Origin of the sequence: Lysinibacillus sp. NPDC093210 (genome assembly GCF_044753985.1) — a bacterium.
In the GTDB taxonomy this organism is placed as follows: Bacteria; Bacillota; Bacilli; order Bacillales_A; family Planococcaceae; genus Lysinibacillus.
This window is the reverse complement of the sequence record NZ_JBIVOE010000001.1, coordinates 138,579-162,023: the sequence shown is the minus strand read 5'-3', so window position 1 is coordinate 162,023 and position 23,445 is coordinate 138,579. Positions and strand designations below refer to the sequence as shown.

27 protein-coding genes are annotated in these 23,445 nt (G+C 34.6%); 15 read left to right on the top strand and 12 right to left on the bottom strand.

The genetic code is table 11. The features are described from left to right. Positions 1 to 13 precede the first annotated feature (13 nt). Together ACIP9C_RS00790 and ACIP9C_RS00785 are read right to left on the bottom strand one after the other, a co-directional pair. The gene (locus tag ACIP9C_RS00790) at positions 14 to 1,156 is read right to left on the bottom strand and encodes a winged helix-turn-helix domain-containing protein (protein WP_401007723.1); all 1,143 of its coding nucleotides are present in this window, start codon (positions 1,154 to 1,156) and stop codon (positions 14 to 16) included. A 150-nt stretch (positions 1,157 to 1,306) separates the two neighbouring features. Then, complete coding sequence (locus ACIP9C_RS00785; protein ID WP_401007722.1) at positions 1,307 to 1,927, bottom strand: YczE/YyaS/YitT family protein; 621 nt, start codon at positions 1,925 to 1,927, stop codon at positions 1,307 to 1,309. A 113-nt stretch (positions 1,928 to 2,040) separates the two neighbouring features. On the opposite strand from ACIP9C_RS00785, the gene ACIP9C_RS00780 reads away from it, so the two are divergent. The 4 genes from ACIP9C_RS00780 (at position 2,041) to ACIP9C_RS00765 (ending at position 4,112) form a co-directional block, all read left to right on the top strand. Further along, a complete protein-coding gene (locus ACIP9C_RS00780; protein WP_401007720.1) occupies positions 2,041 to 2,493 on the top strand; it encodes a MarR family winged helix-turn-helix transcriptional regulator in 453 nt (150 codons plus the stop codon). A gap of 25 nt (positions 2,494 to 2,518) precedes the next feature. Further along, complete coding sequence (gene paiA, locus ACIP9C_RS00775; RefSeq protein WP_401007717.1) at positions 2,519 to 3,037, top strand: spermidine/spermine N(1)-acetyltransferase; 519 nt, start codon at positions 2,519 to 2,521, stop codon at positions 3,035 to 3,037. A gap of 19 nt (positions 3,038 to 3,056) precedes the next feature. After that, complete coding sequence (locus tag ACIP9C_RS00770) at positions 3,057 to 3,680, top strand: FMN-binding negative transcriptional regulator (protein ID WP_401007714.1); 624 nt, start codon at positions 3,057 to 3,059, stop codon at positions 3,678 to 3,680. Positions 3,681 to 3,794: 114 nt separating this feature from the next. Then, on the top strand, positions 3,795 to 4,112 hold the full coding sequence (locus ACIP9C_RS00765; protein ID WP_401007712.1) for a thioredoxin family protein: 318 nt from the start codon (positions 3,795 to 3,797) through the stop codon (positions 4,110 to 4,112). Between the two features lie 117 nt (positions 4,113 to 4,229). Here ACIP9C_RS00765 and ACIP9C_RS00760 read toward each other — a convergent pair whose 3' ends face one another. Next, complete coding sequence (locus tag ACIP9C_RS00760) at positions 4,230 to 4,955, bottom strand: MerR family transcriptional regulator (RefSeq protein ID WP_401007709.1); 726 nt, start codon at positions 4,953 to 4,955, stop codon at positions 4,230 to 4,232. A gap of 88 nt (positions 4,956 to 5,043) precedes the next feature. On the opposite strand from ACIP9C_RS00760, the gene ACIP9C_RS00755 reads away from it, so the two are divergent. Both ACIP9C_RS00755 and ACIP9C_RS00750 read left to right on the top strand, forming a co-directional pair. Continuing rightward, positions 5,044 to 5,748, top strand: coding sequence for a CPBP family intramembrane glutamic endopeptidase (locus tag ACIP9C_RS00755; RefSeq protein WP_401007707.1), 705 nt, complete (start codon positions 5,044 to 5,046; stop codon positions 5,746 to 5,748). A gap of 49 nt (positions 5,749 to 5,797) precedes the next feature. Further along, complete coding sequence (locus ACIP9C_RS00750) at positions 5,798 to 6,247, top strand: DUF1569 domain-containing protein (protein WP_401007705.1); 450 nt, start codon at positions 5,798 to 5,800, stop codon at positions 6,245 to 6,247. A gap of 75 nt (positions 6,248 to 6,322) precedes the next feature. Here ACIP9C_RS00750 and ACIP9C_RS00745 read toward each other — a convergent pair whose 3' ends face one another. The 4 genes from ACIP9C_RS00745 to ACIP9C_RS00730 form a co-directional block, all read right to left on the bottom strand. Continuing rightward, on the bottom strand, positions 6,323 to 7,225 hold the full coding sequence (locus ACIP9C_RS00745; protein ID WP_401007702.1) for a cation diffusion facilitator family transporter: 903 nt from the start codon (positions 7,223 to 7,225) through the stop codon (positions 6,323 to 6,325). Between the two features lie 510 nt (positions 7,226 to 7,735). Further along, a complete protein-coding gene (locus ACIP9C_RS00740) occupies positions 7,736 to 8,998 on the bottom strand; it encodes an MFS transporter (RefSeq protein ID WP_401007700.1) in 1,263 nt (420 codons plus the stop codon). A gap of 41 nt (positions 8,999 to 9,039) precedes the next feature. Further along, the gene (locus ACIP9C_RS00735) at positions 9,040 to 9,360 is read right to left on the bottom strand and encodes a DsrE/DsrF/TusD sulfur relay family protein (protein WP_401007697.1); all 321 of its coding nucleotides are present in this window, start codon (positions 9,358 to 9,360) and stop codon (positions 9,040 to 9,042) included. Between the two features lie 15 nt (positions 9,361 to 9,375). After that, on the bottom strand, positions 9,376 to 10,035 hold the full coding sequence (locus ACIP9C_RS00730) for an ArsR/SmtB family transcription factor (RefSeq protein ID WP_401007695.1): 660 nt from the start codon (positions 10,033 to 10,035) through the stop codon (positions 9,376 to 9,378). A 944-nt stretch (positions 10,036 to 10,979) separates the two neighbouring features. Here ACIP9C_RS00730 and ACIP9C_RS00725 point away from each other — a divergent pair. Continuing rightward, the gene (locus tag ACIP9C_RS00725) at positions 10,980 to 11,678 is read left to right on the top strand and encodes a Type 1 glutamine amidotransferase-like domain-containing protein (RefSeq protein ID WP_401007693.1); all 699 of its coding nucleotides are present in this window, start codon (positions 10,980 to 10,982) and stop codon (positions 11,676 to 11,678) included. 226 nt (positions 11,679 to 11,904) lie between these two features. On the opposite strand, the gene ACIP9C_RS00720 is transcribed toward ACIP9C_RS00725, so the two are convergent. From ACIP9C_RS00720 to ACIP9C_RS00710, 3 genes are read right to left on the bottom strand one after another with little or no spacing between them, the layout of a single operon-like run. Continuing rightward, positions 11,905 to 13,383: a sodium:solute symporter family protein gene (locus ACIP9C_RS00720; protein ID WP_401007691.1), complete on the bottom strand. Its 1,479-nt coding sequence runs from the start codon at positions 13,381 to 13,383 to the stop codon at positions 11,905 to 11,907. Then, entirely contained in the window at positions 13,380 to 13,577 is a 198-nt protein-coding gene (locus tag ACIP9C_RS00715; protein WP_401007688.1) for a DUF3311 domain-containing protein, read from the bottom strand. Before ACIP9C_RS00715 ends, ACIP9C_RS00720 begins: the two co-directional genes overlap by 4 nt. A gap of 1 nt (position 13,578) precedes the next feature. Continuing rightward, entirely contained in the window at positions 13,579 to 14,760 is a 1,182-nt protein-coding gene (locus tag ACIP9C_RS00710; protein ID WP_401007685.1) for an aminotransferase A, read from the bottom strand. A gap of 368 nt (positions 14,761 to 15,128) precedes the next feature. On the opposite strand from ACIP9C_RS00710, the gene ACIP9C_RS00705 reads away from it, so the two are divergent. The 6 genes from ACIP9C_RS00705 to ACIP9C_RS00680 all read left to right on the top strand — a co-directional run bounded on the left by ACIP9C_RS00705 (position 15,129) and on the right by ACIP9C_RS00680 (position 18,898). After that, positions 15,129 to 16,568 (top strand): sigma-54 interaction domain-containing protein, encoded by a 1,440-nt coding sequence (locus tag ACIP9C_RS00705; RefSeq protein WP_401007683.1) that lies wholly within the window; start codon positions 15,129 to 15,131, stop codon positions 16,566 to 16,568. A 310-nt stretch (positions 16,569 to 16,878) separates the two neighbouring features. Continuing rightward, positions 16,879 to 17,307, top strand: coding sequence for an NUDIX hydrolase (locus ACIP9C_RS00700; protein WP_401007681.1), 429 nt, complete (start codon positions 16,879 to 16,881; stop codon positions 17,305 to 17,307). 213 nt (positions 17,308 to 17,520) lie between these two features. After that, positions 17,521 to 17,736 carry a DUF1659 domain-containing protein gene (locus tag ACIP9C_RS00695; RefSeq protein WP_401007679.1) on the top strand — a complete coding sequence of 72 codons (216 nt, stop codon included), beginning with the start codon at positions 17,521 to 17,523 and terminating at the stop codon, positions 17,734 to 17,736. Between the two features lie 27 nt (positions 17,737 to 17,763). After that, on the top strand, positions 17,764 to 17,988 hold the full coding sequence (locus ACIP9C_RS00690) for a DUF2922 domain-containing protein (RefSeq protein ID WP_401007677.1): 225 nt from the start codon (positions 17,764 to 17,766) through the stop codon (positions 17,986 to 17,988). A gap of 76 nt (positions 17,989 to 18,064) precedes the next feature. After that, positions 18,065 to 18,193, top strand: coding sequence for a YvrJ family protein (locus ACIP9C_RS00685; protein ID WP_401007675.1), 129 nt, complete (start codon positions 18,065 to 18,067; stop codon positions 18,191 to 18,193). A 96-nt stretch (positions 18,194 to 18,289) separates the two neighbouring features. Further along, positions 18,290 to 18,898: an SCO family protein gene (locus tag ACIP9C_RS00680; RefSeq protein WP_401007672.1), complete on the top strand. Its 609-nt coding sequence runs from the start codon at positions 18,290 to 18,292 to the stop codon at positions 18,896 to 18,898. 51 nt (positions 18,899 to 18,949) lie between these two features. Here ACIP9C_RS00680 and ACIP9C_RS00675 read toward each other — a convergent pair whose 3' ends face one another. Then, positions 18,950 to 20,710 carry a cache domain-containing sensor histidine kinase gene (locus tag ACIP9C_RS00675; RefSeq protein ID WP_401007669.1) on the bottom strand — a complete coding sequence of 587 codons (1,761 nt, stop codon included), beginning with the start codon at positions 20,708 to 20,710 and terminating at the stop codon, positions 18,950 to 18,952. Next, positions 20,703 to 21,440: a response regulator transcription factor gene (locus tag ACIP9C_RS00670; RefSeq protein ID WP_401007667.1), complete on the bottom strand. Its 738-nt coding sequence runs from the start codon at positions 21,438 to 21,440 to the stop codon at positions 20,703 to 20,705. Before ACIP9C_RS00670 ends, ACIP9C_RS00675 begins: the two co-directional genes overlap by 8 nt. A gap of 400 nt (positions 21,441 to 21,840) precedes the next feature. Between ACIP9C_RS00670 and ACIP9C_RS00665 the strand changes: the two genes are divergently transcribed. Then, on the top strand, positions 21,841 to 22,599 hold the full coding sequence (locus ACIP9C_RS00665; protein WP_401007665.1) for an amino acid ABC transporter ATP-binding protein: 759 nt from the start codon (positions 21,841 to 21,843) through the stop codon (positions 22,597 to 22,599). After that, entirely contained in the window at positions 22,580 to 23,389 is an 810-nt protein-coding gene (locus tag ACIP9C_RS00660) for a transporter substrate-binding domain-containing protein (protein WP_401007662.1), read from the top strand. Before ACIP9C_RS00665 ends, ACIP9C_RS00660 begins: the two co-directional genes overlap by 20 nt. Positions 23,390 to 23,445 lie beyond the last annotated feature (56 nt).

Below are 23,445 nucleotides of genomic sequence, written 5' to 3'. Positions count from 1 at the left end.
AAATTTTTCACAATTATTTTAAGTTGTATTGTAACTGATGTTCGATTTTGCTATGTATTTCATTTAATTTGTACTTGGATATATACTGCTCTTTTAATTCTTTATAATCAGTTTGAAGTGTACCACTCACACCAAAATCGTCTACGCAAAATAAAATCATATTGATGTTCATGAACACCCCAGGTATGAATTTAGCCTCCAAAAGTAGCTGAAACCCTTCATCAAAATAATCTTTCGCTTTCGATTCATTGTTTTTAAGAAGCCAGTAGCATCCTTTAATAATTGATAAATTCGCATTTTCTCTTAGATAAGGAAAACTTGCGAGCTTATTTTCTGTTTCTTCCATTCTTTCCTCTATCTCTAGAATATCCTTGTGAAGTAAGGTAAGCCATAGTTCGCAAAGCAAGATTAAGGGGATGAAACCTTCCAAGTTTTTCTCATATATCTCATTTTTAGATTGATTAAGAAGGGTAGTGGCTTTATCTAGTTGTTTAGTAAATATCAATAATGATAGACGGTTTAACAACTTTATTTCTAAACGATGATATTCAGGTATTTTCTCTGCAGATAAAGCACAAGTAAAGTAATCAAAGCATTTCTTCTTATCTGGTTCAATTAATGAGTAGATATGCAATAGATAAAAGCATTTTTCCCAAAAGGTGATTTCTTGCGCATCAAGAAACCAACTGAAATCGCCTTTCATGAAATGGAGATACAGAAGGTTAGGCAAATCGATTTGAAAGCCAAACACATTCTGATTTTCTGCTAAAAGTTTTAGGGCATCTCCCTGCCCGTAGCGATGATATTTGTGAAAAAGACTTTTAACTTGAGTAGATACTTCGTCGTCCTTTAATAATGGACTTTGCTGTACCTCTTTCATTGACAAAAGGTATCCTTGACCTCTAATTGTTTCAATTTCAACGACGGCTGAAAGGGGATGAATTTTCTTCCTAACCCGATAAATATGGTCATCTACAGTTCTATCGACTGGATTTTCCATTGGCCAAACAGCGTTCAACAATTCCTCCCTTGAAAAAATACGTGAAGGATGTTGATATAAATATTTGAATAGATGATATTCTCTCGGTAAAAATACAATTTTTTCGGCACGATAAGTTACGTTATAATCGGTTTTGGAAAACTGAATCTTTTCCATTCCTTCACCTCAACTAAATGGGATATTTTTATAGTTCATTTTAACAGATAGGTTATTTAAAGCCTTATTACTATTCCAATAGAATGAACATACGATGCTTGCCATGACAACATTCATGATGGCGAGCATGTTAAAGCAGAAATTTTAATACTAACCTTTTTTCACTGTAGTAACAGGAGTTAAAATGCCATCTATTAATCTTTTAGTAATTGGCATAAAGAAATTAAGTATGAGCCCTCCTAAGCTAACGGTTAATAGAGTGCCAATACCAATTGGTCCATTAAAAAGCATTGCTAAGAGTAAAAACAACAGATAAATGGATGTTCTCGCAAATAATATATTTTTCCCTGTTAATTGTTGTACGACTAATGTTAATCGATCAACAGGAATCGGGGCAAAATTTGTTTGTAAATAGGTGGCAGTTCCTAAGCCAATAATAATCAACCCAATTCCAAAGCAAATGGTTTTGCTAAACCACAGTTCGGGTGTTAATAAATTGTGTAATAAAAATAACCACATATCAATCCCGATACCCGTAATAAACGCAGTTATTAATCCTAAAAACTCAGGTCTTTGTTTTGCTAATATTGCATTACAACCGATCAATATTAAAGCTATAATTACTTCCCAGCTCCCTACTGTTAGTCCTACATTGATAGATAGTCCTACCAAAAGCGCATCAAAAGGAGAAGTTCCAAGATTTGATTGAATAGTGAAAGAAATACCAAGGGTTAATAGTAAAATTCCTAATACATATAAGCTATATTTCACTTTTTTTCGACCTCTCTACCATCGGTTTTTTGTTGCATTTGCAACAAAGTTAGGTTAGATTCAATATATATTCTTTTTGTTGCATTTGCAATAAAAAACGGAGGAGTTAATTTATGGAGGAAATTCTTCGTGAAATTGGCATGATTTCAAGAGCGTTAGATTCTATAAGTAATATAGAATTTAAAGAATATGACCTTACAAAAGGGCAGTATTTATATCTTGTACGAATTTGTGAAAATCCAGGTATCATACAAGAGAAGCTAGCAGAGATGATTAAAGTAGATCGAACAACAGCAGCTCGGGCTATAAAAAAACTTGAGATGAATGGCTTTATTGAAAAGAAAGAGGATGACCATAACAAAAAAATAAAAAAACTATTTCCAACAGAAAAAGGAAAAATGATTTTTCCAATTATCAAAAGGGAAAATGATTATTCCAATAGTGTCGCATTAGCAGGGTTTTCCGAAAGTGAAGCAGAAACGATTTTTCATCTTCTTCAAAGAGTTCGAAAAAATATAGAAGTAGACTGGGAATTTGTGAAAAAGGGAAATAAGAGAGATTATTGAATTTAAATAAAGGGGCTGTATTTAAATGACTGTAAAAATAACAAAGTGCAATAAGGAAGACTTACAAGTACTCCGAGAAATAAGCATTGAAACGTTCAATGATACATTTAGCAATCAAAATTCGCCTGAAAATATGAAAGCCTATTTGGATAGCGCATTTACCTCTAAACAACTAGAGAAGGAACTAGCCAATAGCTCTTCACAATTTTATTTCATTTGGTTCGATGAAGAAGTTGCGGGATATTTAAAGGTCAATGTAAATGATGCCCAATCAGAAAAAATGGGGGATGAGTACCTAGAAATTGAGAGAATTTATATAAGAAACAAGTTTCAAAGAAAAGGGCTCGGTAAATACTTAATAGATAAAGCGATAGAAATTGCTAAAGAACAACGCAAAAACAACATCTGGCTAGGTGTTTGGGAAAAGAATGAAAATGCGATAAGTTTTTATAAAAATTTAGGCTTTGTTCAAACAGGAGCACACTCATTTTATATGGGTGATGAAGAACAAATTGATATTATCATGACTAAAACACTAATCTAAGTGATTAAGGAGGACATATATGTATATTCCTAAATACTATAAAGTCTCGGATGTTAATGAAATTGAAGAATTTATTCAAATGAACGCTTTTGCTACACTCGTAACAACAAAACAAGGAAAACCAATTGCGACTCACTTACCTTTAATGTTCAATAAAAAGGACGGTGATTATTATCTTACTGGGCATATGGCATATGGAAACCCACAGTGGAGAACATTAGAATCTAGTGAAGATGTGCTCGTTATGTTTCAGGGCCCGAATGCGTATATTTCTTCATCCTGGTATTCACATGAAAATGTTCCAACGTGGAATTATCAAGCTGTTCACATCTATGGGAAGGCAAATATTTTAGAAGAAGAAGAATTAATCGGAGATTTAACAATGCTGTTAGAAAAATATGAGAAGGATAGAGAGAAACCTATTTTGTGGGATAACCTTTCACCTGAGCTCTTAGAAAAGGAAATGAAAGGTATTGTTGGATTTAAAATAAAGATTGGCGAAGTTCAGGCTGCCTATAAATTAAGTCAGAACCGTAATGAAGTTGATTATGAAAACATCATTCATCAATTAAAAAATGAAGAAACTCCAAATTCGAAACAAATGGCACAATTAATGGAAAAGAGATGTAAAAAGCAAATATAGACGTATATCTAGAAGTAGTGTTCATAAATTGTCCGCATTAATTGTTTTAAAAATACCCGTTAATGGAAATATGTTATTATTAGAAAAAATAGTAGTTATAAAGGAGATTTATAAGTGGAAAATTTACAATCGATTGAGCAATTTGAAGAACTAAAAAAAGGAGAACGTACAATATTTGTTTTTTCAGCAGATTGGTGTGGAGATTGTCGATTCATCGATCCTATCATGCCTACAATTGAAGAAAACTATAGTCAATATAGTTTTGTAAAGATTGACCGTGATGATTTCATCGATCTATGTGTTGAATTAGATGTATTTGGAATTCCAAGTTTTTTAGCTTTCGATAAAGGCAATGAAGTTGGGCGATTTGTTAGCAAGGATCGTAAAACACAGGAAGAGATTGAACGTTTTATTGATGGATTAGCATTATAATGTAAGAAGGGAATTCTCGATATGTGAATTTCTGTAAGTATATTATTTATATTTATTTGCAAAAGCTATAGGAGGCGAAACTTTCTCCTATAGCTTTATTCGTATTTTTATACTATTTCAAGTTGTTACATATGTAATACAACGTTCCACATAGTCCAGCACCTCTTCGGAAATCGGATATAGCCCAGTTTCCTCAACGGGTAATTTTCTGACTTCCCAAAACTTCTCTATCAATTCTGTATCTCCTTGAAAAGTGTCATTTGATAGTTCTATTAATTTAGAACCTATTTGAAAACCTTCGTCTGATTCGGCTTTAATATTGTGCTCTATGCACCATTCAATTCGTCGTAGTAATGCAATATATTGCTGTGTTGTTTTATCATTGTTACCGAGGTTGGGGATTATTTCTTGTAAAAATGATTGTTCATCATCTTGGAAATAATCGATCCACTTTTTGGGTATGTTTTGTGAATTTTCAACAAGTTCAGTTACATGCTCCCACGATAAAGACTCGTCCAAATCAATCATATTAATTAATGAAGTCGTATTAGAAATGCTTGTTTGTAGTTTGGACAGTTGTTCTTGTAAGTAATTATGATGCGAAATTAAAATTTGTTTATAGGAGAGTTTATCTAATAAATCACGTATAGTATCGAGTGGAAGTGACAGTGATTTTAGAATGATGATTTTCTCTAATCTAAACAAATCCTTTTCTGAATAGTACCGTCGGCCATTATCATCTTTAAAACTAGGTGTAAGGAGATTAACCTGATCATAATAACGAAGTGTACGATTAGAAATATTCCTTTGTTTCGAAACCTCGCCAGTAGTCCATTGTTTCATTTCATTTCCTCCGGAAAAAAAGGTTGCAGGTGACGTAACGTCATCTAATACACTTGAATTATACCATAAAGAGGAAGAGGGATAATGAATGGAAATAAAGCAAATGAACTGGAAAGAACAAGACTGTTGGGGATGGAAAGAATTCATCTTTTTAATATTACTTGAATTTGTGTTTGTCATAGGATGTATTAAATTTGTTGTAAAACCGATTTATTTTCACTTGTTTAATAATGAACTATATGCTGGAACGTTAACAGGGTTAACAATTGCGATTACGCTTCTTTTCGGTGTTTATTTTATAGCCCTACGTCCTAAAAAACTTTCTTGGCGTGAAGTAGGGTTAAAATCATTCGCTCTGAAGGATTGGAAACTCATTATGATCTATTCTATTATGTTGTTAGTTGGTGCCGTGATAATTGTCGTGCTTACTAGTTTCATAGGAATCTCCGTAGAGAACAGCAAAACAGAAGCAATGCAGCAAAGCGTAACTTTTTTTACGGTTTTCATAGCCTTTATCTCTGCGGCTGTTATCTCACCAATATACGAGGAAATTTTTTATCGCGGTTTTTTATATCGTTGGTTTCGTACACGCGTAGGATTTACTGGTGCCATCTTAATTAGCTCGCTCATCTTTACAATTGTTCATATACCGACATATAATGTAATGCCAGTAAATTTCTTTAGTGGTATCGTTTTTGCATTAGCATATGAACGCACTAATTCGATTTGGGCACCAATATGTATTCACGGAATTACGAATGGAATTATGGTTTTGCTGACAAGTTTGGGTTGAAAATTATTCAACGATAAGACGAAATGAAAAAGGTAGGGGATCTGCAATCATGAAAAATATTTTTAATCCTACATATACAGCAGAAATTTTACAGCGGATAGATAAATTAAGTCCTAATTCACAACCTAAATGGGGAAAAATGGATGTTGCTCAAATGCTTGCGCATTGCTCAGCTTTCCAAGACATTGCAATGGGAAATGCATTTCCAACAAGGAGTTGGTTAGGAGTAATCGTAGGGAGATTTGCAAAACCAATGATTTACAATGAAAAGACACTACCTCGCAATATGTCTACTATTCCAACCATTTTAATTGCAGATGCTAGAGAATTTGCTACAGAAAAAGAAAAGCTTAAACAAAAAATGATGACCTTCCAACAGAACGGACCAGAGAAGTGTACAACACTTCCTCATCCCTTTTTTGGAAAACTCACTTCAGAACAATGGGGGAAAGGAATATACAAGCACCTTGACCATCATTTAAAACAGTTTGAAGTGTAATTAATGTAAAGTTTTGCAGCTCAATAAAAAGCCTCCTAACTAATAAATGAGTTAGGAGGTTTTTGCTATTTTGACCTATTTATCATCCTCGTACCAAGGATTTAAGTGAATTAGAACTTCTTCTACATTAGGATGCTTTTCCATTATCGTTTTCTTTATTTTACGGATAATATCATGTCCTTCTTGAACTGTTAAACCACCAGGTACACTTACACGAAGATCCACCAATACATAATGGCCGTGCTCTCTAGCTCGTAGACGATCTATACGTTTTACTTCGGGAATCGTTAGAATTAATGTTTCGAAATGATCCAGTGTATCGCGACTTACACTTTTCTCCATAAGTGTGTCTATAGCTTCTATTAACATCCCATAAGCAAGTTTGAAAACTAATATTGTCACAATGATACCAGCAATTGGATCCCCATATGTAAGGATATGAATATTAGTAAATTCCCCGACGAGCGCAAGCCCAATTCCCAATACAGCAGCTATTGAAGCATACACATCAGCAAGATGATCATATGCAGTGGCAATTAAGCCTTTACTATTTGTTCTTTTACCAATTTTAATCGTATATACGTATAAAATGAGCTTCCAAACGAGTGAAATGATTGCAGTAATAAACGCAATTAGACTTGCTTTTTCTGGTTCATGAAAGAATGCTTTGATTGATTCATAAGCAATATACAATGCTGCTATTATTAAAATGATCCCTACAATAGCGGAACTGATTACTTCAGCCTTCCCATGTCCGTACGGATGATCTTCGTCGGCAGGGCGTTTAGAAATACGCATCGATGTTAAAGCGGCACCACTTGCAATAACATCTCCGGCATTATGATAACCATCTGCTAGAAGAACTGGACTATGGAAGAGAGTACCAACTACAATTTTTATAATTGTTAATACGATGTTACTTATTAAACTAATCCATCCAGCAACAATTGAAGCATTGGAATTTGTGCTTTGATTCATAAAAGTATACCTCCAATAAAATTCTTTCCTACAAGCAACAAAAACCTTTGACTAGTTTTAAGTCAAAGGTTTTGTTTAAAAAAATATAGTTTTCGTGAACTTGAAATTTGAATCATTTTTTTCACTCCTATATAGGCGTCCACTGAGTGTAACACATTCTATTCGTTGGTTCAATAATGGTTTGTCTCATTTCTTTTTCAATAATCCTGTCTTTAAACAGGCTAAATTAATTTTAATAAATACAGATTGCTTTTTCGGGTGTGATACATATTCAATGGGGGAAGCGGATAATGTGAAAGTTTCTACAAAGTAAACCATTGAACTAGAATTATATAAGGAAATAAAAGGTCATTCCTTATTTTCTTAAGTAAAACAAATGCTAATTGCTAAAAAGACTTGGCGATTAGCAGTATTTTCATTTTGTAATACTCTTTGTGACGGTAGTAAGATCAAAAAAGCCAGGCCTCATTATACTTGAGAACCTGGTCGATACTTAAAATAAATGAATTATTATTTCGCTTTCCGATACCATATTATAACAGGTATTAGTAATAATGATAAAAGTCCACCAGTTAAAGATAATACTGCGTAACTTGAATTAGCTACAATTACCCCTGAAAGAGCTCCGCCTGTAGCACCAGCTAACGCAATAAAAACGTCAATCGTTCCTTGAATTTTAGCACGTGTTGATGGTTCTGTAGAATCAACAATTTGGGCGGTTCCACTGATTAAGCCAAAATTCCATCCTAACCCTAATAAAGAAAGGGCCAATATGAGCATAAACATTGAATCACTTGGTGCATATGCAGCGACTAAACCTGCAAACAGTAAAGTAACACCTGCAGCAATACTCATAGCTGTTCTACCAATTTTGTCTACAAGAATTCCAGTTACAAGGGAAGGGAGATACATTGAACCAACATGAAAACCAATCACAATCCCTACAGCACTTAAACTATGTCCATGATGTTGCATATGAATTGGCGTCATTGTCATAATAGCTACCATAACTATTTGTGTGAGGACCATGACAACTGCGCCTACAATAATACCATTTTTATTCATTAAAGGACTAGAATGATTGATAACTCCTTCGGCGTCTTGTTGTGTATGAGCTTCTATTGACTTTGCTAGCAGTAAAGGATCCGGACGAAGCATGATGAAAAGAACCGATCCTGCCATTATAAATGCTACTGCAGATAAGATAAATGGGCCAGCTAATGAAGGGATACCGATAGAAAGCGCAAATTTCCCCATAACATTAACTAAATTTGGTCCTGCTACTGCACCGAATGTCGTCATAACCATCGTAGTACTAATAGCCTTTGCTCGTTGTTTTTTATTTGCTAAGTCGGTCCCTGCATATCGAGCCTGTAAATTTGTGGCTGTTCCGGCACCGTATATAAGTAGAGAAGCGAACAATAAGAAAACACTATTGAGTAAAGCTGCAATAACAACGCCAATCGCTCCAAGCCCACCAGTAATAAAACCTGTAGTTAAACCAATGCGACGTCCGTAACGTTGAGAAAGTTTACCAACTATAAATGCGGCTATCGCAGAACCTAATGTGAATAGGGCAGAGGGTAATCCAGCAAATGCGTCCGTCCCAAGCATCTGTTGCGCTAACAGTGCTCCTACAGTAATACCGGCTGCAAGACCTGCTCCCCCAAAAATTTGTGATATGCTCACAACAATTAAAACTCTTTTATACATTTTTTTCAGTTTTTCGGGAGAATTTACATAACGCCCGATTGAATTATTCGCACTAGCCAATTATATGTAACACCATCTTTCTAGCTATTTGATTGACTTAATTAAAAAGTCACAACTTTATCAGCCCATTCAACAAGCTCTACACAATCATTCATTGTAGAAATATTACAACTTGTATAGTTATCCATTATTCTTGATGTAAGACATGTGCCACATGCGAGGAGAATACCCGATGTAGTAATAAATTTTCTCATTTCCTCTACTATGTTAAATTGTGGATTATTGATATTCTCACATTCAACGGCCTCACCCATGAGGAACATTTTTACCTTATGTTCTCTTACCAAAGCTTGATTGGCAAAGCGAAAAGCATTCCAAGCTTTTTCGGGTTCTTTTGTTTCTAAAATAATACCTAGATTCATGAATCATCCTCCAAGCTAATTTAATTGACCTTCTATATTTCTCCAATCTTGAACGCTTTCTTCTAATCGCATTGCATGAATGCCTTTAGAATTTAATAGTTCAACGGCTTTCACAGACATTAAACAATAAGGACCTCTACAATAAGCAACTACATCACAATTTACTGGTAGGGATGAAAGATGTTCTTCTAATTCTTCAATAGGAATTGATATTGCTCCAGGAATATGTGCAGCTTCATATTCTTCCTTTGGACGAACATCTAAAAGAACAACTTGACCAGAGTCCATTTTTTCCTTTAGTTCAAGTAAAGAAATACCTTCCAATCCAATTTTATTATTGAGGAATTCTTCTTTAATTTGTTGAACTTCAACATATTGTTTTTCAGATAATTGCAGTAAAGAATTTAAGAAGAACGATATTTCTAAGCTTGCTAACTGATAGATAACATAATTACCATCCTTATGGAATTTTACTAATCTAGCTCCGTAAAGTACTTGCAAATGCTGAGAAACATTTGCAATGGACATCCCAGTTGTTTTTGATAAAACTTCAACAGACTTAGGACCTTGCTGTAAAAGATCAAGTATTTCTAATCTTTTCGGGCTTGAAACACACTTACCGATTCTTGAAAATTCTTGATACAATTGATTTTTTAATTGCCGTTCATCAAACATTCAGTCGTCCTCCAATCTATTCAAGTGATTTATTGAATAGTTGAATTATAAATTTATTCTAATTTAGAGTCAAGTCTTTAAAGTGAAAATCTTTACACTTCACTATTAGTTTGTATCATTATGGTAGGGAAGACCTGGGAAAATGAAACAAAAAATGCCCAGGTACACGTTTAATATTGAGTCTAGGCTATTTTTTGTAATAAATGGGAATAGCTCTATAGCCATTACAACTAACCAGGAGCGCATTTTAAAGGAGCTACCTGGTTTCATTATTTTTATTCCTTGTGTTTATAATTGTAATCTGTTTCAGCTTCGCTAGGGTTTATTTGCTTTATTTTCCCAAGTACCATTCCATAGTCGTAAACAATGTCTTTTTCATCTTCAAAAACAACCGATGCCTGAAAAATTATTCCTATTCCTAGTTTTGATTCGATTAATAATATTTGATTCTTATCATAGTTCTTTTCATTTCTTAAATATTCATAAGTACCTTTTTTAATAGCGTAAAGTTTATATTTTACATATCCAATATTTCCTATAAGGAAAAAGATAACTAAACAATTAATAATCGTTATTACAATTACAAATTGTTTAAAATTCGCCGCTCCTTACTGATTCTTTAATATATGCAAAACTTGCGCGTCAAAGTGCTTATGTAACGACCAACATTATTTCTAATTTAGAAAATTGTATTGAAAAAGTATACAAAATAAACGGAGAAATTTTATTGAAAACGTTTTACTTGATAATTAATATATTGGGGTAATCTGATAAAAATGAAGTTGCTTCAAAGGTTACTCCGCTTGCTTTTGCAAATTTCTTTAAGCATTTCTATTATCTATAGAGATGGTAAATGGTAAAACTATCTAAATAAATATGGTTTGAGGTATTATTAAATATAAAGAGCTATTAAACTCAAACTTAAGTTGAAAGGAAGTAGAAAAATGAAGCAAATCATTGCACTTGGTGGCGGTGGGTTTTCGATGGAGCCTGAAAATCCTTTGTTGGATAAATATATCCTTCATCAATCTGACAATTCAAATCCGAAAATTTGTTTTATTGCAACAGCAAGTGGGGATTCAGATAATTATATTTCTCGATTTTATCATTTCTTTGAAAAGCAGAACTGTCAACCATCACATTTATCATTATTTAACCCACCTACAAGAGATTTAGAAAGTTTCTTACTGGAGAAAGACATCATTTATGTTGGTGGTGGTAATACAAAGAATTTATTAGTTCTATGGAAAGAGTGGGGTCTGGATAGCATTCTAAAGAAAGCCTGGGAAAGAGGCATAGTACTAGCTGGTATTAGTGCGGGTTCCATTTGTTGGTTCGAGGAAGGGATTACGGATTCTTATGGAGATGGACTAGAGCCATTAAAGTGTTTAGGGTTCCTAAAAGGTAGTAATTGTCCTCACTACGATGGAGAAGCTGATAGAAGGCCTTCGTATCAAAAGCTTATTGCTGCTAATAGCATTAAACCTGGTTATGCAGCTGATGACGGTGTTGCTATTCATTTCATTGACCAAGAAATCAGTCATATTGTGAGCTCAAGACCAAACGCTAAGGCATATAAAGTTTATAACGATACGGAAATTATTGAGATTGAACTTGAAACAAATTATTTAGGTCCTATTTAAGCTAACTAGATACTTTAGTGAAAATAATTGCATGATTGTGAAAGGTTATTTTTATAGTACGTCCTGTTAATTTTAGTTTGATTTTAAAATTGTTTGAGTGCCAGGCACCAAGTACAACGTAAGCTACAACCATCGCTAATGCACGGTTAGTTGCGGCTTACGTTTTGAGCAGGAATCTTAGTGGGGAAATTGTTTGAGTGCCAGGCACTTTAAATGGCACTTTAAATCAGATAATCCCTCGTTCTAAACTGTTTCTTTCTAATGTTGATTTTTGAGGGAGAAGACTGACAACTATTGTTACGATTGCATTGATGATTAACATATATAAACCATTGTTAATGTCTAAAATAAATGAAGGTAAATTCGGGAATAAAGTTGCCATCGTTGTGCCTGTCCCTGCTGAAAATAAAGCGATTGAAATACCAACGACAATACCAGCAATTGCACCTTGTTTTGTCACAAAGTTTTTCTTCAATAAACTAAAAATTAGAGCAGGGAAAAGCTGTATGATAAAGTTATAGCTAATTAATTGTAGCAATACGAGTGCTCCACTTGAGTTTAATGATAAGTATAGACTAATAATCGCAGCAATAATTGCGAAAGATCGTGCAATGTTCATTTGCTTACGAGCGGAAGTATTTGGTTTCACTTGAACATAAATATTAGAAGTTATCATTGAACCAATTGTAATAAGCATAACGGAACATGGTACTAACGATGCCAGTAATCCAGCGGCTCCGATTAATCCTACAAACCATGGATCAAATGTTTGAAATACTAATTGAATTAAGGCCAAATCACTTTCCGCGCCAGATAAGTTAGGGATTGTTAATATCGCAGCTAATCCGATAAAGCATGAAAATAGCTGCATTAATGAATACAGTGGCATCAAAATCGTATTTTTCCGAAGTGCCTTGTCACTTTTTGCTGCATATGCTGATAGAAACGTATGAGGCCAAATATATACTCCTAACCCCATTAATATGATCGTAGAAATAAACCACACTAGACTTAGTCCCGCATCTGGAAAGAACAATACTTGAGGCTTCACTTCAGAAATATTTTTTATCATGGATCCAACACCATCATGATAATGGAATGGTAAGTACAAACCTAAAAATAAAAGTACGCCAAATGTTAATATGTCCTTTATCAAAGCAACGCGAGAAGAACCGTGGAGCCCTGAAATTAATGTATAGATGACGACGATTATGCTTCCAACCCATATAGCTGTTGTAGAAGATATTACCCCGTAAGATGCAACAGACACAATCAGCCCTAACCCTTTTAATGCCATGACAATCATAGGAATAATTGCAACTACACCAACAATCGTAATGAGTTTTCCTAAAAATGGACTCGTATATTTCTTTTCAAAAAAGCCACCTTGTGAGATTAAATTATGTTCTTTACTGTAACGTCTGATTTTTGGTAATAGGAAATAGCCTAGTACGCAACCAATTGAAATATAAGTCATAATGTAAAGCGTTGCAATGCCACTATTATATGCTAGTCCCACTAATCCAGTAAGTGAGAATGCGGTAAAAAATTCTCCTGCTAATAAGAAGAAAGTAACGATAGCACCCATGCCTCGACCACCTAACGCCCATTCTTCCATATTCTCATTTTTACCTCTACCAGCTTTAATTGCCCAATACATACAGACAATGACAAAGGAAATCATAATTGTAATAGAAATATTCATTCTACCCCCTCCTCATCATGCTGGTCGAACCTATACATAATCCAAGTAGTGAAAGAAGTTAGAACGACACAAAGAACAATCCAAAACATTGAAAAAGGGAGCCCTAATACATAAGGGTCAACACGATTCGTTAAAGGTACACCAACAAGAAAACCTAGAACTGGAATAAACGCTAAATAATACAATGGCTTCAAATTAATCAACCTCCTCAAGTGCTTTTTCTAATAGGGGATGCACAAACTGTTGTATCCGCTTCAAACCTTCTTCTAAATCATGCATTGAACATGCATACGAAATACGGATATACCCTTCGCCATATTCAGAAAATCCATAGCCTGGTATGACTGCCACTTTCTCTTTTTCCACAAGCTGATGGACAAATTCATTTGAACTTAAGCCTGTTTTTTCAATGGAAACAAATAAATAAAACGCACCATCTGGTTCAATTGCTTCTAAGCCAATGTCCGTAATACGTTGGAAAATAAAGTTACGTCGTTTTTCATATTGTTGGCGCATTTCTTCGACTTCTGGTAAATCGTGATCTAATGCGTTAATGGCAGCGTATTGACTAATTGAATTTGCACATACACAGTTGAATGCATGAACTTTAAACATTTCTTCTGTTATATAAGCAGGGGCTAATGTGTAACCGATTCTCCAACCTGTCATCGCATGGGACTTTGATAAACCATTGATGACGATGCATTGCTCTTTCATTGCTGGAAAAGAAGCGATTGACTTATGTTTCAATCCATATGTTAGTTCACTGTATATTTCATCTGAAATGATAAAAATATCTTTACCTCTTAATAGGTTTGCTATTTCTTCTAACTCATGAGCCTCTAACATAGTACCTGTAGGGTTTGATGGATATGGTAAAACGACACATTTTGTTTTTTCTGTTAAGCTTTCTTTGATTAATTTTGCAGAGATTTTACAATTATTTTTACGTGTATCCACAAATACAGGTGTTGCGTAGCACAAACGAATAAGAGGTTCATAACCAGGGTAAATAGGTGCTGGTAAAATGACTTCATCACCTGGCTCTAAAATCGTACGGAATGCAATATCTAACGCTTCGCTTGCGCCCATAGTAATTAAAATCTCATCTTCTGGATTATAATGGAGTTGATAGCGTCTTTTTACAAAGTTAGCAGCTGCCTGTCTAAGTTCAAGTACACCTGCGTTATGTGTATAACCAGTTTTATGTGCATCAATAGCTTGTTTTCCTGCTTCTAAAATAGAATGAGGTGTGACGAAATCTGGTTGTCCAATTGTAAGATTAATAATCGACGGGTCATTTGCCACCTTGTTTCCAATTTCACGTATTGCAGAAATTTTAATGTCTTTGATCGTTTTATTAAGTAAATATTTCACGTTGCTCTCCTTCTCCTATCTATTAATTTGGGGACAGTTTAGTAATATGCAAAAAGCATGCCAATTTGAAAACATTGATAAATCAAGGTTTTCAATAAATACCTCATTGAAATAATGGTTCAAATTTGACTCGTTGATTCGTTTTTGACTCAGTTTTGTATAACTCTCCAATATTAAATGCTATCGTTTGTTACATCAGGGTTTAAAAATGAGTCGTTTTCGAATCGAAAATACTGTTTTTCTTTAATATTGACCTGTATCTTGGCATTATTTTATTGATTATCAAATAATAGGACGGCTCATTATTATAGATTATTTATTAAACTTTGGTAGAATTGAATGAAATAATATAGAATTTGGTGATTTGAATGGATAAATTAGCTCTTTTTCAAGATGAAAAGAATCAATTTTTTTTAGATATTATGAACACTATTAAGGATGGTATTTGGGTACTTGATAAGAACGGAACTGTCATTTGGGTAAATGATGCGGCAAAGCGAGGGCTTTTTGATGTTGATGAAGTGGACCTAATTAATCAAAGTGTATATGACATGGAAAGAAGTGGCTTATTTTCTCCATCGATTGCCCGTCTTGTAGTGGAGAAAAAGCAGTTTATCAACACAGTACAAGTTACAAAGAACAACCAGAAACTATTAGTATCCGGTGATTATATTACCGACGAAAACGGTGAAATTGAATTTATTGTTACCCATGCTCGCACGCTAAGTGAAGCATTTAATATGAATATGGAATTGGAAAAGGCAGAAGAGCTTTTACAACGTTATAAAAACCAAATTCGGGAAATGATCCGGCTTCAAAATAAAGAGCAAGAGCTAGAAACATTTGTTGGAAAAAGTAAAGCTTTTCACGCTGCTCTTGAGTGGCTTGAAAAAGTGGCAGATGTGGATACAACTGTTTTAATTACAGGGGAAACAGGCGTAGGGAAGAGCGCTTTTGCCCAAAAAATGCACCAATTAAGTAACCGCAGTGACAAACCTTTTGTCCACTTAAATTGTGGTGCTATTCCGGAGTCTTTAATTGAATCAGAGCTTTTCGGTTATAAGAAAGGTGCATTCACAGGAGCCAATAATAACGGAAAAATAGGGCTAATCGCTGCAGCGGAAAATGGCATCTTATTTCTTGACGAAATTAGTGAACTCCCATTGCAAATACAGTCTAAATTACTTTTGTTCCTTCAAAATAAAACGTATACACCGATTGGCGATACACAAGTCCATCAAGCTGACGTTCGAGTCATTGCTGGCTCAAATGCTAATCTATTAGAAATGACGAAAGCTGGCCAATTTCGCGCTGATTTATATTACCGACTAAATATCTTGCCATTAACGATTCCTCCATTGAGAGAACGCAGGGAAGATATCGTTCCTCTTTTAGACTTTTTTCTAAACAAATATAATAACAAATATCAAAAAGACCGTAACTTATCAGGTAAACTAACTAATATCTTATATAACTATGATTGGCCAGGAAATATTAGAGAATTAGAAAATCTGTTAGAACGATTGGTCATTACAGCTCCTAAAAAAGTGATTAATGAACAGGACCTTCCGAGTGACTTTCGTCATGAAGTGACAGCTAATATGCTGGATACATTGCCTGAAGGTCAATCATTAACAGAATACCTTAATCATATTGAAAAAGAGATCATTGAAAAAACGTATAATCAACTTCAAAGTACAAGAAAAACAGCTGCTAAACTAGGCGTCACCCAAGCGTATATTGCAAGACGGTTCAAAAAATATAATTTAAACATTACAGAAACGAAAAATTTAACTAGTACGGAATAACGTTTAAAGAGGGGGAGTCAGAAAATCTCTATCGTTAAAAATGACGGATAAAGGGAGTGGAAAATTTATTTGAAAAGAACATTTTTTTATAGTTTTTATAGTTTAGCTTTTATTTTAATGCTAGTTGTTCAACTATTTAACCGTAAATATCCTTTTCTTGAAGCATTGATGCATACTTTTATATTTACAGTTACGATTATGATTTGCCATATCATATCTGAGAAAATAAATATGTCCACTTCGTAATCAGCAGTACCTAATTGGTATTAATAAGAAGTATTTACGGATGATTGGCGTTTGGAGGAATAGAATGAGGGAAATGCAAATTATTGCAAAAGCTATTTGTCTATTTAAAAAAGACGATTATATACTTGTCGCTGAAGGTTTTGATGAAGTGAAAGAGGAATATTACTATCGGCCGATTGGTGGGAAAATTGAATTCGGAGAGACAAGTGCGCAAGCAATACAGAGAGAAGTACTTGAAGAAATAGAGGCAAATATACATAATTTAAACTATTTAGGAACAATTGAAAACATATTTACATATAACGGTGACCTTGGACATGAAGTAGTATTTGTATATAAAGCTGAATTTGTAGACATGTTCTTTTATGCAAACCCTTCTTTTCTTGGAAAAGAAGATAATGGCGAAACGTTCAAATTGCTATGGAAGGCAATTAGTGATTTTACACATAATAAATTAACTTTAGTTCCTGACGGATTATTCGATTTGCTTTGAATGACTACATGAGTTAGGAACCTTCTTACTCTAAATAAACAAATAAAATATTTTTAAGTCGTTCGGATAGTCGGGCGGCTTTTTTTATAGGTGTATTTTTCCCGCTAGTTAATTTTGTAGTGGTAAACTGCTGCTTTCAAAATAAAATTTGAAATTAAGGTCCCTTCGCACAAGAAACAGTTGTATATAGTGTGCAGAAAGGGGGTGTTACCGATGCCAAAAACGAACTTTTTAGGTGCAACGCTTCGCTTAAAGTGTTTAGCTGGACACAATGAAAAAAATGAGCCGAAGTTTGCAATCAAAACATACCGTAATTTAAATGGTACGCATACAACAGCGGGGTTAGTAGCGGTAGCTAAAGCGATTGCGAGTCTTTCATCACAGCCACTCGACAGTATTATGAAGCAAGAAACAACAGAATTATCGTAAATTCAGTCAAAACAAGGGGGGATTATAGTGGCAAAAGTGTTAGAGTTACAATTTGAAACAGAGACGGGAAAGACGGCGACGATTGCGATTGATGCACCGAAACCAAATGTTACACCTGCTGAAATTCAACAAGTAATGCAAACAATTATTACGAACAGTGTATTTGGTGGACAAGCTGGTGCTTTTGTTGGCGTGAAAGGCGCACGCATCATTGATCGCCAAGTTTCAGAATTTGAACTAGGCATGCATTAATGATTGAAATGGTCTTTGCACTAAGGTGCAAAGACCATTTTTAAGACGTAAGCAAAATTCGAAAGGAGGGGGCGGTGTGGAACAGTGGCTGAACATGGTATCTAATATTGGCTTTCCTATCCTCATGTCGTTTTATTTATTACACCGAGTAGAAGTAAAACTTGATGCGATCCATGAAGTGCTTGTGTCGATTAAGGAAAGATGATTTCACAAAGATGTAAGAAAGCTGTCACTACATGTAGTTGTCAACGCTTACACCATTCGATAAGATGAGGGTAATGTTGGTAGGGAGTGTGTGTAGATGAAAAATAAGGGTATAGGGTTCGTGTTACTATTAGCGCTAATTACAGTGCTTAGTGCATGTGGAAATGTGAAGTTTAAAGCTGATTATAGTTATGAAATACAAGATTTTGACCATGTCAATCAACGTGGAGAAAATGTTTCACTTGAAAGTTTAAAAGGCAAACCTTGGTTAGGTATGTATATTTTCACGAATTGTAATTCAGTTTGTCCACCAATGACGTTTAACATGACGCAAATACAAGAAAAGCTCATGAAAAAAGGAATAGAAGATTACAACCTTGTCGCTTTTTCAGTAGATCCTGAAGTGGATACACCTGAAGTGCTAGCTGATTATTTAGCGAGATACACAGTGCCTGATGAATCAAAATGGAATCTCCTTACGGGGTACTCTCAGTCATATATTGAGCAATTTGCAGTGAAATCCACTAAATTACTAGTAAAAGATGACCCAAATTCCGATCAAGTTATACACGGTATCCAATTTTTCTTAGTCGATAAAGATGGTATCCTTGTAAAACAATATGACGGCTATGCGAAGGACGCAGCAGATGTACCGATCGATACAATCGTTGGCGATTTAGAAACATATATAGACGAAAACTTATAAAAAGAAAGCTAGTGCTAAATGGATATAGCACTAGCTTTTTTGCGTAATCGCTTATATTTTCAACGGGATTTTCATTTTAACGACCGTTCCCCAACCTTTTTTGCTTAAGATCGTAAGCCCTCCATGATCACCAAAGGCGACAAGGAGTCGCTTGTGTGTATTACTTAACCCAATATGGCTGTATTGCTCATTTTGCTGAAGACGCTCACGTACTATTTGTAGCTGACTTCGGTCCATGCCTTTTCCATTATCGATAACGACTAAGGTCATCAAATCGGCTTGAACGGTCATTTTAATTTTAATATGACAAAGCTGCTTTTGTGGTTTCCCATGTTCGATGGCATTTTCAATTAATGGCTGAATCGTCAACTTTTTCACTTTGAATGGCAAAATATCATCATCATATTCCCATAGAACGTGAAATTGATTTTGATGACGCGCTTTCAAAATATCAATATAGTGCTTCGTATATTTAATCTCCTCCATAATTGGTACCATACTTGATTCATCATCGAGTGAGTAGCGGAGAATTGTCGCTAAATTATCAATCATGTCATTTAATTCATTTGGTTTCCCTGTTAACGATATCGCGCGCCAGTTCAATGTTTCCAGTGTGTTAAATAAGAAATGAGGGTTCAATTGGGATTGTAGGGCAGCTAGCTCTAACGTTTGCTCCTTGTATTTTTTCTCAGCTAGCTTTCTTTTCAAAGTATTTTGTTCCGTAAAATTCAATAAAACCTTATGTGTAATTAGACTATAAACATCATTAACAGGGATTGAAATGTCAGGTAATGCACCGCCCTGTTCAGCAGATTGGAAAATAGCTAATATCTTTCGCATATGAACAGTTGCTTTTCTTGTTACCCAGTAGGCATAAATAACACTGCCCATAATGCAAATCGCTGAAAGAAATAATACAAGCTTCAACAATTTCTTTGGTACTTGGTAAAGACTCGTTTTAGGATTGATAGATAAAAATGTCCAGTCATATTTTGATGACTCCATTTTAGAAATAACGTATGGCTTGCCATCAATCGTCATATCAAAAAAAGCATTAGGATTAGATGTCAGCCTTTGTATGATTCGGTTACCTAGCTCATAGTTTTGCTCGTTAAAAATAATATTATTTTTATTGTCCACGATTACTAAATTGCGTCCAACTGTCGTTGACAGTGACGCGAGCTGTTGCTGTAAATAGTCTGCTTTAATATTTAACACAAGCACGCCATTATTTTTAGGAATGGTCCGATACATTGTAATAATATTTAAAGGTGTATCCAATTGGTTATTCGTCATACGTTTAATGGTCCTTGATTCAGCCCATGTTTCTTCATAGCCGAGATGGGTCACAAAGCTATGATACCAATTAAAATCGAGTGTATTTCTTAATTCGACTAAACCCGTTGTTGTCGTCGATAAATACTTTCCAGAATCGTTTTTTACATAGATGTATATCGAGTGGATATATTCTCTTGCTTCTTTTGGTGCATCAATAAAATTTTTTAATGTGACAAGGTCCGTATAGTCTTGGTGGGTAAGTGTTGGCTTATCCATCAGCTGCTGCAGGTTGTCAAATTGATTTGTACTAGAAATAATATAGCTGTTTAACGAATCGAGCTCATAAAAAATAAGCTCGATATTTTCCTTTGTTTGCGTTAAAAGATCTGTATTGCGATCAATAATATCCTGTAATACATATTGTTGAATTAAAAAAATAGATAACGCCCCTAATACAATGAGTGGAATAAGCATTGGTATTAATAAGCTAATTAAGTTTTTTAAAAAATAGGTGCGTATGTAATGGTTAGTCAATGTGAAGGCCACACTCCTCGTTTCGATATTCACGAGGCGTTTTACCATAATATTTACGGAATGTCCGGGTGAAATTTTTAGCATTGCTATAACCCGTTAATTCACTAATTTCATAAATTTTATAGTCAGGGTTTTTTAGAAAAATCGCTGCCTTTTCCATTTTTACTTCTACGACAAAATCAGAGAAGTTGCGACCCGTTTTTTCCTTGAAATATTTACTGATGTAGACTGGATTTAAATGAACAAGCTGTGACGCTCCTTCAAGGGAAGCATGTTGGTAATGCTCGTTAACATAATTTAATATCGTTTCAATGACCTTATCATGATTAAAGTCCGTTTTAAAGATTACATATTTTTCGTCGAGCTGTGCTTTAATCTTTGTAAAAACTGTGACTAGCTCACTGTATTTTGTTGGTTTAGTTATATAGTTTTTTACACCATATTGGATAGCTTGCTGTGCATAGTCAAAATCTTTATAACCACTTAAAAAAACGACATGGATTGGTGATTTTTGTTCATCGAGCTGTTTAGCAATTTCGATTCCTGTTAGCTCTGACATTCTTATATCTGTGAGTAACACGTCGACATGATGGTTATTAATAAAATCTAAAGCATCTATACCATTTTCAACAGCCCCCACTATTTCAAACCCAATTTCTTCCCATGGAAAATAACTGCTTAGGCCATTACGAATTTCAAACTCATCGTCAGCAATTAATAGTTTATACATCGCAAATCATCACCTTTTAAATAATTAGAAATATTAAAATAATTACTTTTTATCATACTCTATTTATAAAGTTTATGAATCCCAAATGTTGAAAATTGATACTTTTAGTAAGTATAAGGGACTAACATATTAAAAAAAGATACTATTTTGTCTAATAACAGCCCTTTTTTCAACAATATTATTACTGTTTAATTAAATGTATATTAATTATTTAGCAATTTAGTAATTTCAGATAATTGATATATTTAACAAATGTGCAAGGGGATTATGAACGAGGGGGAGTCTTTAATTTAGTAGAAAAATGTCAATATATATAATGGTAGACAAAAACTCTAGTAACACCAATTAAAACAGTGAGATAACGAATGAGACCGAAGTGTTTGCAGGAAGGATGACAGTAATGATTCAAGTAAACAATTTAAAAAAATCCTTTGGCCCCTTACAAGTTTTAAAGGGGATAGATTTACAAGTACAGCAAGGGGATGTTGTTGTATTAATTGGAGCGAGTGGTTCAGGAAAAAGCACATTGTTACGTTGTTTAAACTTTTTAGAGTTATATGATGAAGGACAAATACGTATTGAAGGACAGGCCATACATGCTACTAAAACGGATTTAAATAAAATTCGAGCCGAGGTAGGTATGGTGTTCCAGCATTTTAATCTATTCCCTCATCGGACAGTACTTGAAAACATAATCGAAGCACCAATTTTTGTGAAAAAGCAGTCAAAAGAAAAAGCAACTGCTTATGCATATGATTTACTTGAAAAAGTAGGGTTACGTGATAAAGCGGCAATGTATCCTGATAGTTTATCAGGCGGTCAAAAGCAACGAGTAGCCATTGCTCGTGCATTAGCAATGGAGCCAAAAGTGATGTTATTTGATGAACCAACCTCTGCATTAGATCCAGAGTTAGTTGGAGAGGTACTACAAGTCATGAAACAGCTTGCTAATGATGGTATGACGATGGTTATCGTGACGCATGAAATGGGCTTTGCACGTGAAGTAGGGAATCATATCGTCTTTTTGGAAGGTGGACAAATTTTAGAAGAAGGTCATCCAGACACCTTCTTCGATAATCCAAAAAATGAACGAACTAAGCAATTTTTAAACAGAATTTTACACATAGGGGGTAGTAAACATGAAACGGTTCAAGCTTAAAGCATTATTAGCAACTTTAACATTAGGGGTAGGTCTTTTGGTAGGCTGTAGTTCAAATGAAGAACCCAAAAAAGCAGCATCGTCAGGCACTGAACAAGAGGAATTTGTTTATGCAATGAGTGGAATTTATAAGCCATTTAACTATAAGGAAAATGGTGAGTTAGTAGGATTTGACGTAGAACTCGGAGAAGCGTTGGCTGAAAAAATGGGCATGAAGCCTGTCCCGATGACTTTCCCCTTTGAATCTATAATTCAAGGTCTTTTAGATGATAAATTTGATGCGATTTTAGGGAGTATGACAGTCACTGAGGAGCGCTTAAAGGTTGTTAGCTTCACAGATACTTACTATCGTTCAGGCTCACAACTATTTGTAGCTGAAAATAATACGACTATTAAATCAGGAGCAGATGCACAGGGCAAAGTAATTGGTGCTGTACCTGCCACAAATTATGAAACTGATGCGTTAAAATTAACGGCTAAGGAAAACGTTATTACTTATCCGCAAGGTGATGTTGCAGCATTGATGGATATTAAGACAGGTCGGTTAGATGCTGTTGTGGCAGATAATATTTTCGCGCAGCTTGCTATCGACGAAGCGAAAATACCTGTTAAAGCTGTTGGGGATTTATTAGCAGTAAATGAACAAGCAATTGCAGTTAATAAAAAAAATGTGGAATTAAAAGAAAAATTAAATATAGCATTAGCACAACTAATAGCGGATGGAACATATGCGAAAATCAGTGAAAAATGGTTTGGTTTTAACTTGATGGATGAAAGAGTTAGTAAATGAGCTACGGAGGAAACATTCCTCCGTTACTTTACAACAATGATGACAACAGAGTGGGT